Source organism: Geothrix sp. 21YS21S-2, from assembly GCF_030846775.1.
Classification (GTDB): Bacteria; Acidobacteriota; Holophagae; order Holophagales; family Holophagaceae; genus Mesoterricola.
The window spans coordinates 646,869-662,912 of record NZ_CP132910.1; the positions used below are offsets into that span (position 1 = coordinate 646,869).

Consider the following 16,044-nt stretch of genomic DNA (forward strand, 5'->3'; position numbering starts at 1 on the left):
CCGGACCCGCAAGGTCCCCCCTTCAAAGGAGTCCACGATGAAGGTCATCTACACCGGCCGCCACGTTGAAGTGTCCGACAGCCTGCGCCAGTCCGCGCAGGAGGGTCTGGACAAGATGCAAGCGTACCTGGACGACATCATCGACGTTCACGTCATTTTCAGCGTGGAGAAGCACCGCCACACGGCTGAGATCACCCTGAAGACGAGCGATGGGGATTTCATCGCTTCCGCCGAGAGCACCGACATGTATCAGAGCCTCTCCCAAGCCTTGGACAAGCTTGAAGTGCAGGCCCACCGACATGCCGGGAAGCGCCAGGCGGGCTACAAGGGCAAGCTCCCCGAAGTGCTGGCGACCGAGGCCGAGGCCTGAACCCCCCCTTTGGCGCAGGGAAAAGCCCAGGCTCGCGCCTGGGCTTTTTCGTTCCGCCGGCGAAGGTGAAGTTGGGACCCGGGTCGCGCTTGACGGCCTGGGCGAACAACCCGTTGGCTCCACCCGCGCGGCCGCCACGTTGAAATGCCTCACGGGCGTACGGCCGGGTTGACTTCTTCAGGATTGAGACTCATATTCCCGAGGCTTGCCGGAAGGATGCGCATGAGGAGGTGAATCCATGGCCACCTACACCTACGCGGATTGTCTGACCCGGTCCTACCGGGTGGGTTGGAAGATCAAGGAGGTGTTGGGCTTCGTGGACTTCGACCCGGACCGCCCCTGGCTGCCGGCGCCCTTGTCGGGCGCCTCCGGGCTCACCTGCCTCGATGCCGACGAGAAGCTGCGCATGACCCACGTGGAGATGGGATCGTATGCCCACTTGTTCGGTTTCGTGGAGGCCTTCATCGCCCCCGAGATGGTGAACCTGGCCCAGGAATGCGGCACCGCCCACCCCGCCGCCTTCGAGGCCCTCACCAACTTCGCCTCGGAGGAGATCAAGCACATGCACCTGTTCAAGGAGATCCGGCACCGGGTGGACGAGCAGCTGGGCTTTCCCCTGCGCCTCCTGGAGGGGGAGGCCGAGGTGGCCAAGGCCGTCCTGGGCCGGAGGAAGGGGGCGGTGCTGCTCCTCACCTCGGCCATCGAGTGGCTCACCCAGGAGCACTACACCAGCACCATGAAGAACGCCGACGAGCTGGACCCCCTCACCCGGGAGATCTTCCGGGCCCACTGGCTGGAGGAGTCCCAGCACGCCCGGCTGGACCACCTGGAGGCGCTGCGCGTCTTCCGGAACCTGGACGACCCGGCCCGGGACGCCACGATGGACGATTTCATCTGGCTCCTGGCCGCGGTGGACAGCCTCCTGCAGACCCAGGCCCTCCTGGACCTGGACAACCTCGGCATGTACCTGGGCCGGGAGTTTTACGAAACCGAGCGCCTGGAGATCCACGGCGGCCTCCTGCGCGCCAAGCGCCACGCCTTCCTGGAGACCGGCGTCGCCCATCCCAACTTCCAGGAGCTGTTCCAGCTGATCACGACTCCCGCCCAGCGGGAGCGCGTCCAGGCGGCCCTGGGGCCTATCCTTCTGGCGTTTCCCGCGCCCTGAACACGTCCGTGCCCAGGTACTTCAGGCCGGAGTCGACCATGAGGGTCACCACCCGCGCGTCCGGGCCGAGCCGCTGGGCCACCTGCAGGGCGGCCAGGACATTGGCGCCCGAGGAGGTTCCGGCGAAGAGACCCTCCTCCCGGGCGAGCCGGCGCGCCATGGCCTTGGCCTCGGCGGTGGGCACCCCGATGATCTCGTCCACCTGGGCCGGATCCCACAGGGGCGGGATGGCGCCGATGCCCACGCCCTCGATCTTGTGGGGCCCGGGCTGGCCGCCCTGGAGCACCGGCGATTCCGCCGGTTCCACGGCGACGATGCGGATGGCCGGGTTGTGCGCCCGGAGCGCCGCCGCGGCCCCGAGCAGCGAGGCGGCCGTGCCCACGCTGTGCACGAAGGCGTCCACCCGGCCTCCCGACTGTTCCCAGATCTCCTCGCCCAGGGCATGGTAGCCGGCGATGCTGTCCCGGTTCCGCAGCTGGTCGGTCCAGTAGGTGCCGGGTTCACGGCTCAGCTCCCGGGCCACCTCGATCATGTCCTGGATGAGCTTGCGGGTGGTGAGTCCGCCCTCGCTGGGGACGAGGGTCAGCTCCGCGCCCAGGGCCTCCATGTGGTCCAGCTTCTGGCGGCTGAAGGCGTCCGAGGTGACGATGCGCAGCCGGTAGCCCTTGGCCGAGCACACCAGCGCCAGGGAGGTGCCCGTGCTACCGCCGGTGTATTCCACCACGGTGCCGCCGGGCTTCAGGCGCCCGTCGGCCTCCGCCCGGCCGATAACGGCCAGCGCCATGCGGTCCTTGACGCTGCCCGTGGGGTTTTCCCACTCGAGTTTCACGGACACGGCGGGCCCCAGCTTCCCGAGGCGGACCAGGGAGGTGTTGCCGATGGCCTCCAGGATCCCCATGGCTACTGGACCGGACTGGCCGCGTCGCGCCCCACGACGGTCAGCCACTGGCGCACCTGCCACTTGGTCACCAGACCGTTTTTCACATAAGGGTCGGCCTTGGCGAAGGCTTCGGCCGCTTCCGGGCCGTCGCCCTGGAACAGCAGCAGGCCGGTGTCCACGGGTTCGGTGAGCACGCCGCCCAGCAGGAGCTCGTTCCGGTCCTGGTACTGCCGCGCCAGGGTCAGGTGCTCGGCGCGGAACGCGCCGCGCCGCTCCATGATTTCGGGGATGTAGTCGTAGATCAGTAGATAGTGCACCTGGGCCTCCTGCCTAGACTTTATCGGCCTTTGGGGGCCGTACGGAAACATCCTGGATTCTTCGCCCCCGGGCCTGGGAATTCAACAAAGGAACCAAGGGCCATTAATACGCAATTCATGCTCAAGGAGGACCCAATGACTGGTCTCGAGATCGCAATCATCCTTTCCGTCTGGAGTTTCGCTGCCCTGACGATGTATTCCATCAACCGGCTCGGCGCTTGAGGGGCGCGTCCGCGGCCGGACTCGCCGGAACTGCGACCACCTGGAGGTGCGCACGGGTGACGAGGTGGTCTTCAGCGAGAACGACCTGAGGCTGGCGATGCGGCCGCACCTCGACGCGCCGGGCCGTGCGGACCGCGCGGCGGACGAGACGGCCTGGGAGATGAACCTCGCGCTCTCCACGCCCGGTGTCCCCGCCGTCACCGGGGAGGAGCCCAGGGGCCTGTTCGAGCGGATCACCTCCTGGCTGTGGTGGCGCGGAACGCCCTTCAGGCTCCCGCCAGGTTGGAATTCAGGGCCACCGCCCTGGCCCTGGCCCGTTCCGCCTCGGCGCGCCGGCCCAGGGCGGCCAGGAGCCTGCCCTGGGTGAACAGGGCCTGCGCTGACCAGGGATGCCCCTTGAGGGCCGGGCGCAGCGCCTCGAGGCCCCGGGCCGCGGCACCGCCCTGGGGGTCGGCCCGGTGCACCAGGAGCCAGGCCTGGGCCATGGCCTGGGCCACTTCGGGTCGGTCGGCCGAGACGGCGGCGGCCCTGGCCAGGTCGGCGCGGGCCGCGGCCAGCGGGGCGGCGGACTTTGCGGCCAGGGCCTCCAGGGCGCGGCAGCGGGCCCTGGCGGGGTAGGCCTCGGGACTCACGCGGGGGTTCACCTTCAGGGCGGCTTCCAGGTGGGCGGCGGCCCGGACCAGGTCGTCGCCGGGGGAGACGCCCCGTTCCAGGCGGGTCTCGGCGCGGTCCAGCAGGAGGTTGGCGATGCCCAGCCGGGAAAGGTAGGAATTGGCGTTGAGGCTCAGGCCGGCCTCGAAGGCCCTGCGGGCCTCCTCGTAGCGGGGCATGGGATCCTGGCCCTTCATCTTGAGGTAGGCGGCCAGGTCCGTCAGGGCATAGCCCTGGGACGAGTTGTGGCCCACCCAGGGCTTGAGGGCCGCGGCCTGGCCCAGCAGGTCCACGGCCATGAGGACGGAGGCGGTGGGATCCTGCCCGTGCTCCAGCTGGTAGCGGGCCAGGAGGGCGTGGCAGTTGCCGATGCTGTCCAGCAGCCAGTCCTTGTACTGGGGCCGGTCCAGGGCCTTGCCCAGGGCCTCCACGGCCCGGGCCAGGGTGCGGGTGGGGTCCAGGCCCCGGCGCTGTTCCCAGTCGGCGCGGTTGCGCAGGCAGGTGCCCAGGTTGTTCCACAGGGGATTGTCGGTGGGGCGGAAGGCCAGACCCTTCTCCGCGTCGGCCACCGCGGCGTCGAGGCTGGCCGTGGGGTCCTGGTCCCGGTTCATGAGGGCGACGCCCCAGCGCCGGTTGATGGCGGCGCGGTAGCCCAGCGCCTTCCAGTCCCCGGGGTTGGCCTTCAGGCACAGGTCGGCGGCCTCCAGGGCCCAGTCCCGGTCGGCCTCGGTGCCCCGGCCCCGGTCCATCCTCACCTGGAACAGGAGGATGCGGCGCTGCACCTCCCCCAGGTAGGCCAGGGGCGCGCTGCGGGCCACGTTGCGGGCCTGGAGCAGGGCCTCGCCGGCCAGGGCCAGGCGCTGCTCGGTGCCGTTGAAGTCCCCGGTGCCGTAGGCCTGGGCCGCCAGGGCCCGGTGGGCGTCGGCCTCCAGGAGCCAGGCCTCGTAGGCCCAGGGGGCCAGGCGCTGGTATTCCTTTGCCTTGGCGATGGCGTCCTCGTAGCGCTCCTCCACCAGGGCCAGCATGCCCTCCACGTAGGCGGGGCCGTCCTGGTGGGCGCCCTGGGCGCGGCGCAGGCAGGCCAGGGCGGGGCGCCGCAGGTCCTGCTCGGTTTCCTTCTTCCGGTCTTCCAGGGCCTTGCCGCGCAGGCCTTCCAGCTCGGCCTGGTAGAGGCGGGTGAGGGTGAGGCCCAGGGCCAGGGCGTTGTCCGGGTCCTGGGGGGTCGCGCCCGGGGAGGGCTCCAGTTCTCGGCGCGCCTCCTCCAGGCGGTCCAGGGCCAGGTAGCCGCGCCCCAGCGCCTGGCGCGCCGCGGGCCGGGACCAGGGTCCCAGGGTTCCCATGGAGGCGAGGATCCGGTCCACCTGCTGCTGCACATAGGCGCGCTCCATGCGCACGTCGTGGAGGGGCAGGGTGTAGGCCTTGAGGAGGATGCCTTCCATGTATTCGGCCTCGCGGCCGTAGCGCTGGATGCTCTGGCTCTGGACCCGGCCCCGCACGGCCATGGTGACGCCGAAGGCCGCGAAGCCCACCACCGCCAGGGAGGAGACGGCCAGGACCAGGGCCAGGGCGCGGTTCTTGCGGATGCGCCGGTTGATGCGGTAGGCCAGGCTGGTGCGGTGGGCCAGGATCGGATCCCCGTCCAGGTACCGCTGCAGGTCCTCCGCAAGGGCCCGCGCGGATTCGTACCGGCTGCCGGGATCCTTCTCCAGGGCCTTCAGGACGACGGTCTGGAGGTCCTTGGGGATGCCGGGGACCCGGTCGCGGGGCGGAACGGGTTCCTCCTCCGCGATGCGCCGGATGAGATCCACCAGGGCGCCGCCGGAAGGGAAGGGGGGCGCGCCCACCAGGCACTCGTAGAGGGTGGCCCCCAGGGAATAGACGTCGGAGCGCCGGTCCACCTCCCCCATGCGCCCCTGCACCTGCTCGGGGCTGCAGTAGATGGGGGTGCCGATGAGCATCCCGGGCACGGTCAGGCCCTCGTCGCCCAGGTCCCGGGCCAGGCCGAAGTCCATCAGGTACGGCCACCAGGAGCCGTCCTCCCGGGCCTCGAGCATGATGTTGGTCGGCTTGATGTCCCGGTGGACGATGCCCTCCCGGTGGCAGCTGTGGAGCGCCTGGGCCACCTGCACCAGGATGCGCACCTTCTGCTCCAGGCTCAGGCGGGGCAGGGCCGCCCTGAGGGTGGGGCCGGCGATGAACCGCATGGAGAGGTAGGGCTGCCCCTCGAACTCATCGACCGAGTAGACGTTGCAGATGTTGGGGTGCTCGATGCGGGCCTGGGACCGGCCCTCCTGGATGAAGCGCTCCATGGGCGCGCGCTCCAGGCGCTTGAGGAACTTCAGGGCCACCACCCGCTTGAGCTGCTGGTCGAAGGCCTTGTACACGCAGCCCATGCCGCCGTCCCCCAGGAAGGCCAGGGGCAGGTAGCGCCCGTCGCGGGGCAGGGCGAAACCGGCCAGGTCCTCGGGATCCATGGCGGCGGCCACCTCGCCCATGGCCCGGAGCCAGTCCGGCGTGCCCGAGGTGACGGCCGTCACCTCCTGGTCCCAGGCGATGGCCGTGTCCAGCACGCCCTTGAGGCGGCCGGCGGCATGGAGGGCGTTGAAGCGGTCGGACAGGTCCGATTCGGAGAGGGTGGCCGCATCCGCGTGGGTGGACAGCCCGATCTCCTCCTGCGTCAGCAGGCCCCGCTCCATGGCCCATTTCAGGATTCTGGCCTGCTGGCTGACGGTCAGAGCTTGGGTCATCGGACCTCGGGAGGGGGTTCCTTCGAAAACCTTACAATCCCTTGGGCCCAGGACCAACCCAATAGAATGCGCGACTCATTTCCGGCCAAGGGCCATGCTCCCGACGTGCAGGCGGTCCACGACCCATCCCGCCAGCCGCCTCCCGAGGAAGGTGACCACCAGGACGTAGCCTCCGGCCAGCGCCGCCACGATCGCCGTCGAAGCCTCGATGGAAATCGCCTCCCGCACCGCCAGGTTCACCGCCAGGGCCGAGAGCGCCGTCGCGCCCAGCCCCAGGAACACCAGCAGGGGCGACGCGCCCCGGCTGCGCCGCAGGCGGGCTCCGCAGCACTGGCAAACGGAGACCCCGGAAGGCTCGGCCTCCTTCATGAACCGCCTGTATGTCATGATCTCCCCGGAACAGATGGGGCAGATGTTCGCGGACATGGCAACCCTCCAGGGGTTGATGGGATAATATAAATCGTACAACAAAAACACCAATGGATCCCATATTCCGAAAGCCTTTTTTGTTGATTTCCTGAAGGAGGGCTCCCGGCCATGTTCTGCCCCCGCTGCCAGAAGCCCCAGGACGAAGGGCTCGAGGAATGCGTCCACTGCGGCGTCGTCTTCAGCCGCTACCGCCCCCGGCCCAGGCCCGAGGAACGGGAACCCTCCTGGCTGGAGGAGCGGATGTTCCACATCGGGCCCAGCGAGGACCGGGGCCTGGTGGCGGTGCGGGGGGCCTTCCTGGTGCTCCTGGGGATCGTCACCCTCCGGATCCTGCTCCTTCCCATGCAGGGGCCCTGGCTGATGGGGTCCTTCCTCCACTGGATCGACCTGCCCTTCCACGAGGCCGGCCACGTGGTCTTCAGCCCCCTGGGCACCTTCCTCCAGATCCTGGGGGGGACCCTGGGGCAGCTGCTGGTGCCCCTCCTGGTGGCGGGGGTCTTCCTGAAGCAGGACAACCCGTTCGGAGCGTGTTCGGGGGCGTGGTGGCTGGGCCAGAGCCTCCTGGACTGCGCGCCCTACATCGCCGATGCCCGGGTGCGCCAGCTGCTGCTCACCAGCGGGGAGACCGGGCAGACGGATTGGGAGGGCCACGACTGGTTCCAGCTCCTCTCCCGCACCGGGCTGCTGCTCCACGATGTCCGCATCGCGCGGCTGTTCTGGCTCGCCGGAGCCGGCCTCATGCTCGCCGCGCTGGCCTGGGGGGGCTACATCGTCTGGAAACAGTGGGGACCCGGCGGGACGGACGGCGCGCCTTCCTGATGGTGCGTTCGGGAAATGCCGACGCCCCTTTCCAGCGCCCTTGCGAACACCCTCAGCCGCGCGCCCGCCGCGGTTCAGCCGCCCAGGCCACCAGCACGGACACGAAGTAGAGGCCCAGGAGCACGAAGCTGAAGAAGAGCGTCGTCAGCACCACGTCGCCGGGCGTGAAGAAGGCCGACGCCACCACGATCGCCAGCGTGGCGTGGCGCCAGTACTTCAGCATCATCTTCGCCGTGACGATGCGGAAGCGGGCCAGGAAGAAGGTGAGCACCGGCAGCTCGAACATCAGCCCGGTGACGACCAGCGTGGAGAGGAAGAGATCCAGATAGCTGTCGATGTGGAGGTTGGCCCGAAGCCCCGCCCCGGCGGCCTCCTGGAAGAGGATGTCCCCCAGGAACCGGAAGGCCTGGGTGTACGCGAAGGCCAGCCCCAGCAGGAACATGCCGCTGGTGGCCAGGATGAAGGGGATGAACAGGCGCTTTTCCCGCGGGCCCAGGGCGGGCTTGATGAAGCCCCACACCTGCAGGAAGATCACGGGCGCGGCCAGGAAGGCGGCGACCCAGACGCTCAGGCGCATGAGGCTGAAGAAGGGTTCGGTGAGGTCGGTGAAGGCCCAGGGCTGCAGCCTCGCCGGGTCCTGTTTCAGCTGGCGCCCCATGGCCTGCAGGAAGGGCCACTGGGCCCAGGTCCACAGGCGGAGGCGGAAGGCGTAGGTCAGGGCGAAGGCCCCCGCCACCGTGAGGGCCGAGCGCACCAGGCGCACCCGCAGTTCCTGCAGATGCTCCCGGAAGGACATGCGTTCGTCGGCGGTCGTCACGGCGGCGGAGTCCATGGCCTAGGCCTTTTCGTCGGTGACGGAGCTGGTCAGCTCCTTGCTGGCCTTCTTGAATTCCTGGATGCCCCTGCCCAGGGACTTGCCCAGCTCGGGCAGCTTGGACGGCCCGAAGAAGATCAGCAGGCAGACGCCGATCAGAAGGATTTCAGTGATGCCCAGGTTGCCCATGGTGTGCTCCGGAAAAGGTCGCTCGTGCTCAGGGCACGGGCCAGTTGTAGGAATGGCAGGTCAGACAGTGGTTCTTGGACGGCTTGTGCTGGTGGTGGCAGAGGTTGCAGTTCGCCGCGTAGCCGTGCTGGTCGGCGTGGGGGTTGTGGTCCTTGGCCTGGGCGGTCCTGGCGATGAGGGCGTCCATTTCGTGGCAGCGCACGCAGGCTTCGGGCTTGGCCTTGGCCTCGGGCCTGCCTTTGCCGTGGCAGTCCGCGCAGGTGACGCCCGCGAGGGCGTGGCGGTGCGACAGGGGGAGCCTGGCCCGAAGGGCCGTCTCGCCGGAGTGGCATTCGCCGCAGGAGCCCGCCTTGGCCTTGCGGATCTCGGCGTGGCCGGCGGGCAGCACCTTCTCCTTGCCGTGGCAGGTGGCGCACTGGGTGGCCGCCACCCCCGGCTGCCGCTTGGGGGCGGCAGCCAGGGGCAGGAGCATCCCCAGCGAAAGGAGGATGGAGACGAGCTTCATGGCTAGCCCCAGGCCTTCGCCTTGGCGGCGTTGGAACCGGCGGCCCGGCCCATCACGAGGCAGTCGATGACCGCGCAGCTGCCCAGGCGCACCGCGCCGTGGACGCCGCCCGTGGCTTCGCCGGCCGCGTAGAGGCCTTCGATGGCCTTGTCCGTGGAGACGTCCATGGCCTGGGCTTCGGTGTTGGTGTAGATGCCGCCCATGCAGTGGTGGACCTTGGGGAGCAGGCGGGAGACATAGAAGGGCGCGGTCTCCAGGGGCAGGGTGCCCTGGGGGAGCTTCGTGCTGACCTTGATGTCGTCCTTGGGATCCTTGGGATCGCTGTTGCGGATGTTGGTGTTGTACTTGGCGACGGTCTCCAGGAAGGCGGCCCGGGGCATGCCGTAGGCGTCCGCCACGGCTTCAAGGCTGTTGAAGGCCTTGACCACGCCGGACTTCTGCAGCTTGTCCATGACGCCGGGGGTGAGCCGGGAGACGGCCTTGGCGTCGGCGAAGGCGATGCATTTGTGGCCCTGGTTCATGAGCATCATGATGGCGTCGGCGCGGATCTTGCGGTTGGCCAGCTCGTCGATGAAGCGCTTGCCGGTGGTGGCGTCCACCCAGATGCCGTACATCGAGGCGGCCTCCTGGGCGAAGTGGGGAGCCAGGCCGAAGCCCTTCTCGTCGGGGCTGGCCCAGGGGCCCACCTGGATCCAGTCGCCCTGGATGATGTTGCAGCCGATGCGGGAGGCCTCGCGCCACAGCTCGGCGGTGGCTCCGGGCTGGTTGGTGCTCTCGACCTTGGCGGTGAGCTTGGGGTCCTGGATCATGCGGTAGGCCACGTCCTGCCCGAAGCCGCCGTGGGCCAGCACGACGCCCTTGCGGGCGCGGATGGTCCTGAGCTTGCCGCTGTCGGCCTTGGGGAACTCGTAGCCTTCGCGGACCTGCAGGCCCTTGACCCGGCCGTCCTTGTCCCGGTAGATCTTCGTGACGAAGGTCTCCAGGCGGGGCTCCACGCCCAGGGCCTTGAGCTTGGCCAGCTGGGGCAGCACGATGGCCGAGCCGCTGGAGTTGTAGGTCTTGTAGCTGCGCTTGACGGTGTGGCCACCCTCCTGCACGAGCTCGTTGTCCAGGTACTTCACGCCCAGCTCGCTGATGGTCCACAGCACCGTCTCCGTGGACTTCTCGGAGATGAGCTTGACCAGGCCGGGGTGGTTGAGCCCGAGGCCCGCCACCATCATGTCCTTGGCCATGAGCTCGGGGGAGTCCTTGATGCCCATCTTCGCCTGCAGCGGGCTGCCGGCGGCCGACACGATGCCGCCGTTGATGATGGAGTTGCCGCCCGGGGTGGGCATCTTCTCCAGCACCACCACGGAGGCCCCGGCCTTCCTGGCCTCGTACGCCGCGGCCAGGCCTGCGAAGCCGCTGCCCACGATCACCACGTCGAAGGTCTCGTCCCACTTGCGGGGCATGGTGGAATCCACGACCGTTCCACCCTTGGGGGCCGCGCCCTCCAGGGGCAGCTGGGTCAGGGCCAGGCCGCCCATGATGGCGCCGCCGGCGCCCAGGAAGCCCCGCCTCGAAAGTCCGTTCTTCTCGTCACTCATGATGTTCCTCCTTGCGGGCCCGCGGGCCCGGATTCTGCGGTTAGAAGGTGTAGAGCACGCCCACGCCGAAGGCCCGGGTGTCCGCGCCGGGGTTGATGCCGGCGAGGACGGGGAAGGCGCCGTACGTCGCGGCGGCCTTGTTGACGACGGTGTAGTAGGTGGCGAAGACGTCCGCGGTCCGGGTGATGGCGTAGTTGTAGCCCAGGGTCACCTGGGTGGCGCCCAGGCCCTCGACGTTCGCGCCGGCGCCGCCCACGAGCTTGGCGCTGCCCTTGTCGGCGGTGCCGTAGAGGCCCCAGATCTTGTGCTGGCCGAAGCTCTGCTGGGCGGACACGCCCCAGGCGGTGCGCTTGTATTCGCTGACCTTGCCGGCCACGGTCTCGTCGTTCCGGTAGGTCAGCTGCTCCACGATGCCGGTGATGCGGGTGCCGGTGGAGGGGATGGCGTAGAACACCGCCAGTTCCTGGCCCTCGTCCTTGGACGAGGCGTTGGTGAGGCTGGGGGCGGTGGCGCCGGCGGTGAGCTGGCTGAGGCCGAAGTAGTCGTTGTGGCGCTCGTAGCCGTAGTGCACCGTGAGGCCGCCGGTGCGGTAGCTCAGCAGGGCGGAGATGACGGTGGGGGAGTACTGCACCTGGGTGGGGGCGTCGGAGGTGGGCTTGGTCTCGTTGACCGAGTAGGCCACCCGGGCGCTGAAGCCCGACATGTCGGGGGTCCAGTACTGGAGGCTGTTGCCCTGGCGGCGGTTGAAGGAGGCGTCGTTCTTGGTGCCGGCGCGGCCTGAGTTGGTGACGGTGCCGGGCACGTTGAAGCCGGGGTTGCCGGTCAGGCTGTTGTCGAAGGGGAAGAGCCCGCGCTGGGTGCCGGTGAAAAGGGTGGGGAACTTGTAGGGGGTGTCCCAGTTGCCCACGAGGACGGTGCCCCAGGAAGCGCCGGAGAGGCCGATGGCGCTGTTGCGGCCGGCCAGGACGCTGGGCTGGTCCCCGTCCACGCTCACGGAGCTCTCCACCTGCCAGATGAGCTTGAGGTCGTCGCCCTTGATCTTGAAGTCGCCCTTGAAGCCCAGGTTGGACGTGCTGCAGGTGATGCGCAGCTTGGAGGGGACGTTGGTGGCGGTGGGCGAGACGGTCACCAGGGAGTTGCCGTCCGCGGCGCGGGTGCTGGCATCCGAGGCCTGCACGTTGTCCGCGAAGGCGATGAGGGTGCCGTAGATGGTGACGTTGGGCTTGTCCTGGGCCTGGCCGGCGGCGGCAACCGCGAGGAGACCGGTGGCAAGTGAGAGCGTACGCCTTGAAATCATTGTAACTCCTTTGAATGGGCAGGCCGCTGGCCGCCCAGGTGGGGTAGAGGTTTCAGGCTTGACCCGTGTCAATTGACCAGCAGGTCTTTTATTAATCCTAGGGCTGGGGGTCTGGGCGACCCAGGGAACAATCACTCAGGTTCCGGTGGAATCCCGGCTGGTTTACCGGGCCCTTGGAACCGCGCCGGCAGTGGGTTTCACCGAAGGGGCGGACCCTTCCCGGGCTGGGCCCGGCGAGGTCCTGGTATTAATGGGTCGCGGGCTGGTAATTCCTGGCCCATTCCGGGTTCAGGCCCAGGCGCTGGTTGCGGTAGTCCGTGGGCGTCTGGCCCACCACCCGGCGGAAGGCCTTGGCGAAGTAGGACGGGTCTTCGAAGCCCAGGTCCAGGGCGATCTGCTGCACGGACTCCGCGCCCTGGGTGAGCATCCGCCGGGCCTCGATCATCCGGCGTTCCTCCAGGGCGGCGTGGGGGGACTTGCCCAGGGTGCGCTGGCAGATGGTGACCAGCTTGCGCTGGGAGCAGCGCAGCTCCCGGGCGAAGCGCCCCACCTCCCACCGGGACCGGTAGGCCTCGTCCAGAAGCCGGGTGAAACGCTGGAACAGGAGGTGGTCCGCCAGGGGCAGGCTCCGGTCGGCGGGCTGCTGCAGCTGGCAGGCGTGGTGCAGCAGCTGCAGGAAGGCGGCCAGCACGTGGAACTGCACCGTGGGGCAGCTGCCGCTGGCCTCCCCCTCGCCTTCGTGGAGGATGCGGGCCAGCCCGCAGAGGCGCTCGGCGATGCCGGGGACCGCCACCGCCACGCCCCCGGCCGGGAAGGCATTGGACGCAAGGAGGGTGCTTCCGGGGGGGAGGTATTCGTCCGTGAACCCGATGGACCAGCCCTCGGAGTCCGCCGAAGGGAGGTACAGGTGCGCCTGGCCCCGGGGGATCACGAGCACCCAGGGGGCCTTGAACGCCACGGTCTCGCCGTGCATGGTCTGGGTGCCCCCGCCCCGGGTGAGCACGAAGATCTGGTGGAAGGGGTGCGCGTGCAGGGCCGGCTCGCTGCACTGGAAGCGCAGGTTGCGGACCTCGGTGATGGGGAAGATGGACAGGGCGCTGCGGGGCATGGAATCCCTGGGAATGCATGCAGAATAACAGGATTCCAGCCATTCGTGATTAAAAGATCGAATGCCCGGAGGCCCCGGCGTGGCTGGATTCCGCGGGGATGGTATCCTGGACGCGATGGAGGAACGCATGGCCGAAGCAGTGCCCGCCACGCCCGCAGCGGAAAAGCAGGAAGTCCCCAAGCAGGTCTGCCAGAAGTGCAGGATCGAGTATCCCCTGGAGGCCTTCAATCACGCCGTGGAGGGCCAGGAGTGCATCTGCCGCCGGTGCCTGGCCGTGATGGGATACAAGGTATAGCCATGGAGTCCATGGCAGCGAGCACCTCGTCCATCCTCCAGGCGGTGATGGCGGGCCGGCGCATCAACGCGGATGAGGCCCTGCGCCTCTTCGAGGACGCCAGCCTCCCGGACCTCTCCGCGGCGGCCTCCGCCGTGCGCAGGCGCCTGAACGACCCCGCCCGGGTCAGCTACGTGGTGGACCGCAACGTCAACTACACCGACATCTGCAACGTCTACTGCACCTTCTGCGCCTTCTACCACAAGCCCGGCAGCCGCGCCGGCTACCTCCTCACCCGCGAGCAGCTGCGCCAGAAGGCCGAGGAGACCAAGGCGGTGGGCGGCACGGGCTTCCTGCTGCAGGGCGGGGTGAATCCCGATCTGCCCTGGAGCTACTACCTGGAGCTGTGCTCGTACCTGCGGTCCCTGGGCATCTGGGTCCACGGGTTCAGCCCGGTGGAGATCCAGATGATGGCCAAGCTGAGCGGCCAGTCCCTGGAAAAGACGATCCTGGACCTGCGCGACGCGGGCCTGGGGAGCATCCCGGGCGGCGGGGCCGAGGTCCTGGTGGAGCGCGTGCGCAAGCGCATCGCCCCCCTCAAGGGCGGACCGGAGAAGTGGCTGGAGGTCATGGAGGCCGCCCACGCCGTGGGCATGAAGACCACCGGCACCATGATGTTCGGCATCACCGAGACCCTGGCCGAGCGGGTGGAGCACTTCCGGGTGCTGCGCGAGCAGCAGGACCGGGCCCTGGCCAGGGCCAACGGCGGAGGCCACACGGCCTTCGCGGCCTGGCCCTTCCAGAGCGGGCACACCCTCTGGGAAGGCAAGGTGCCCCGGCCCACCGACTCCGAGTACCTGCGCACCATCGCCATAGCCCGCATCTACATGGACAACATCCCCCACATGCAGAGCTCCTGGGTCACCATGGGCCGCAAGACCGGGCAGATGGCCCTCCACTACGGCTGCGACGACATGGGCAGCCTCATGCTGGAGGAGAACGTGGTGAGCGCCGCCGGCACCTGCTATTCGGTGAACCGGGAGGAGATGGAACGCATGATCCGCGGGGCGGGCTTCGAACCCTGGCAGCGGGACAACATCTACCATCCCGTGGCCTGACCATGGTCCTCGGAACCGCACTCAGCCTGGCGCTGGTCCTGGCACCGGGAGCCGTGAAGCCCCGGCCCCCCAAGGCTCCCAGGGCCGCCGCCCCCGCCGTGAAGGGCGACCCCACCGTACCGGCGGCCGGCAGTTCTGCCGAGCGCGTGGACCCCGCCACGGGCCGGGGCCGCTCCGTGGGCTCCTTCCTGGAATCCCGCACGGACTTCCAGGCCACCCCCATGCCCGACGGCCGCGTGCTCATCACCGGCGGCACCCTCAAGGGCCCCACCACCGAGTGGTTCGATCCCGCCACCAACCGCTTCACCCCGGGCCCTCCCCTGACCCGGGCCCGGCAGGGCCACCGCGCCCTGGCCCTGAAGGACGGCCGGGTCCTGGTGCTGGGCGGCACCGAGGCTCCGGCCCCGGCCGAGGTCCTGGAACCGGGCGCCGCGGCCTTCAAGGCCCTGCCCGAGGCCGCCTTCGCCCTTTCCGCGGATGCCGTGGAACTGGACGACCGGGTGCTCCTGGTGGACGGCGCCTCCGGATCCCTGTTCACCTGGGACGGCCGGAAAAGCCCCTCCTCCAAGGGCACCCTGGCCCGTCCCCGGAACTTCTTCCGGCTGGTGCGCCTGAAGGACGGCCGGGTGGCCATCACCGGAGGCTGGCCTTCCGAGCAGAAGGTCCGTGGCCGGCGTGCCGCCTCCGGCCCCAGCCTCCCCGTGGAGGTCTTCAATCCCCGCTGGTCCACGCTCTCCTCCTGGTCCCAGGCCCCCCAGCCCCGGGCCCGGCACCAGGCCGAAGTGCTGGCCGATGGCCGGGTCTGCCTGTGGGCCGGGGTGGGCCTGGACCCCGATGTTCCCGTGGCGGACATGGACATCCTGGATCCCGTCAAGGAGACGGTCACCCGCGGCCCCGCCCTGGACCTCCAGGGCAATCCCAGCCCCGCCTGGAACGGCGGCTTCTACCTGGCGGAGCGAAGCCTGCGCATCCTCGCCTGCGCGGATCCCCTGGCCCTGCCCGCGGCCGTTCCCGGCCCCCGCCTGGCCAACGGCTACCTGGGTCCCGTGCTGGTGCCCCTCAAGGACGGCGGCGTCCTGGTGATGGGCGCTCCCGCCTTCGGCGATCCCCTGGACCGCTGGGATGCCCGCACCCGTCAGGGGGCGGTGGTCGGAACCCTGCGGGAGGGCACGACCCAACTGGGCCTCCTGCCCGACGGCCGGGTCCTGGCCATCGGCGAGGTGGTGGACCAGGTGGATCCGCGCACCGGCGGCATGACGCCCCTCGGTTGGCGGGAGGACCTGCAGGCGCTCCTGGCGACCCTGCGGCCCGCGCCCGCCGGTCCCGACGTGAAGGATCGCCCGGGCGCGGCCGTGGTGCCCCTGGACAAGACCCGGGCCCTGGTGGTCGGCGGCGGTTCCCCCGACGCGCCCTCGGGCTCCGTGGAGATCCTCGACCTCAGGAAGAAGACCCTCGTCCCCGCCGGATCCATGAGGATCCGGCGCGCCCGGCCGGCGGGGCTGAAGCTCAACGACGGTTCCGTCCTGGTGTGGGGGATGGGCAAGGAGTGAACG

Annotated in this window: 16 protein-coding genes; 6 read left to right on the top strand and 10 right to left on the bottom strand. The window is 69.4% G+C overall.

Going from position 1 to position 16,044, the window contains the following annotated elements; all coding sequences use genetic code 11:
* Window positions 1–37 precede the first annotated feature (37 nt).
* On the top strand, window positions 38–370 hold the full coding sequence (hpf, locus tag RAH40_RS02935) for a ribosome hibernation-promoting factor, HPF/YfiA family (RefSeq protein WP_306600580.1): 333 nt from the start codon (window positions 38–40) through the stop codon (window positions 368–370).
* A gap of 238 nt (window positions 371–608) precedes the next feature.
* Window positions 609–1,535, top strand: coding sequence for a diiron oxygenase (locus RAH40_RS02940; RefSeq protein ID WP_306600581.1), 927 nt, complete (start codon window positions 609–611; stop codon window positions 1,533–1,535).
* Here the strand turns inward: RAH40_RS02940 and RAH40_RS02945 are convergent.
* From RAH40_RS02945 to RAH40_RS02960, 4 genes are all read right to left on the bottom strand, one after another.
* Complete coding sequence (locus RAH40_RS02945; RefSeq protein WP_306600582.1) at window positions 1,507–2,433, bottom strand: PLP-dependent cysteine synthase family protein; 927 nt, start codon at window positions 2,431–2,433, stop codon at window positions 1,507–1,509. The genes RAH40_RS02940 and RAH40_RS02945 overlap by 29 nt on opposite strands.
* 2 nt (window positions 2,434–2,435) lie before the next feature.
* Entirely contained in the window at window positions 2,436–2,732 is a 297-nt protein-coding gene (locus tag RAH40_RS02950) for a YciI-like protein (RefSeq protein WP_306600583.1), read from the bottom strand.
* Window positions 2,733–3,220: 488 nt separating this feature from the next.
* Window positions 3,221–6,352: a serine/threonine-protein kinase gene (locus RAH40_RS02955; RefSeq protein WP_306600584.1), complete on the bottom strand. Its 3,132-nt coding sequence runs from the start codon at window positions 6,350–6,352 to the stop codon at window positions 3,221–3,223.
* Window positions 6,353–6,427: 75 nt separating this feature from the next.
* Window positions 6,428–6,778: a hypothetical protein gene (locus RAH40_RS02960; protein WP_306600585.1), complete on the bottom strand. Its 351-nt coding sequence runs from the start codon at window positions 6,776–6,778 to the stop codon at window positions 6,428–6,430.
* 111 nt (window positions 6,779–6,889) lie between these two features.
* Between RAH40_RS02960 and RAH40_RS02965 the strand changes: the two genes are divergently transcribed.
* Window positions 6,890–7,600, top strand: coding sequence for a hypothetical protein (locus RAH40_RS02965; RefSeq protein ID WP_306600586.1), 711 nt, complete (start codon window positions 6,890–6,892; stop codon window positions 7,598–7,600).
* A 52-nt stretch (window positions 7,601–7,652) separates the two neighbouring features.
* On the opposite strand, the gene tatC is transcribed toward RAH40_RS02965, so the two are convergent.
* The 6 genes from tatC to RAH40_RS02995 all read right to left on the bottom strand — a co-directional run bounded on the left by tatC (window position 7,653) and on the right by RAH40_RS02995 (window position 13,099).
* A complete protein-coding gene (gene tatC, locus RAH40_RS02970) occupies window positions 7,653–8,432 on the bottom strand; it encodes a twin-arginine translocase subunit TatC (protein WP_306600587.1) in 780 nt (259 codons plus the stop codon).
* Window positions 8,433–8,435: 3 nt separating this feature from the next.
* Entirely contained in the window at window positions 8,436–8,603 is a 168-nt protein-coding gene (locus tag RAH40_RS02975; protein ID WP_306600588.1) for a twin-arginine translocase TatA/TatE family subunit, read from the bottom strand.
* 28 nt (window positions 8,604–8,631) lie between these two features.
* Window positions 8,632–9,108, bottom strand: a complete 477-nt coding sequence (locus tag RAH40_RS02980; RefSeq protein WP_306600589.1) for a cytochrome c3 family protein — start codon at window positions 9,106–9,108, stop codon at window positions 8,632–8,634.
* 2 nt (window positions 9,109–9,110) lie between these two features.
* Complete coding sequence (locus RAH40_RS02985; RefSeq protein WP_306600590.1) at window positions 9,111–10,694, bottom strand: flavocytochrome c; 1,584 nt, start codon at window positions 10,692–10,694, stop codon at window positions 9,111–9,113.
* Between the two features lie 40 nt (window positions 10,695–10,734).
* Window positions 10,735–11,991 carry a porin gene (locus tag RAH40_RS02990; RefSeq protein WP_306600591.1) on the bottom strand — a complete coding sequence of 419 codons (1,257 nt, stop codon included), beginning with the start codon at window positions 11,989–11,991 and terminating at the stop codon, window positions 10,735–10,737.
* Between the two features lie 247 nt (window positions 11,992–12,238).
* Window positions 12,239–13,099 carry an AraC family transcriptional regulator gene (locus RAH40_RS02995; protein ID WP_306600592.1) on the bottom strand — a complete coding sequence of 287 codons (861 nt, stop codon included), beginning with the start codon at window positions 13,097–13,099 and terminating at the stop codon, window positions 12,239–12,241.
* Between the two features lie 127 nt (window positions 13,100–13,226).
* Between RAH40_RS02995 and RAH40_RS03000 the strand changes: the two genes are divergently transcribed.
* The 3 genes from RAH40_RS03000 to RAH40_RS03010 are packed head-to-tail and all read left to right on the top strand — an operon-like array spanning window position 13,227 to window position 16,041.
* A complete protein-coding gene (locus RAH40_RS03000) occupies window positions 13,227–13,394 on the top strand; it encodes a hypothetical protein (protein WP_306600593.1) in 168 nt (55 codons plus the stop codon).
* 11 nt (window positions 13,395–13,405) lie between these two features.
* Window positions 13,406–14,491, top strand: a complete 1,086-nt coding sequence (locus tag RAH40_RS03005) for a CofH family radical SAM protein (RefSeq protein ID WP_306600594.1) — start codon at window positions 13,406–13,408, stop codon at window positions 14,489–14,491.
* 2 nt (window positions 14,492–14,493) lie between these two features.
* Window positions 14,494–16,041 (top strand): kelch repeat-containing protein, encoded by a 1,548-nt coding sequence (locus RAH40_RS03010; protein WP_306600595.1) that lies wholly within the window; start codon window positions 14,494–14,496, stop codon window positions 16,039–16,041.
* Window positions 16,042–16,044 lie beyond the last annotated feature (3 nt).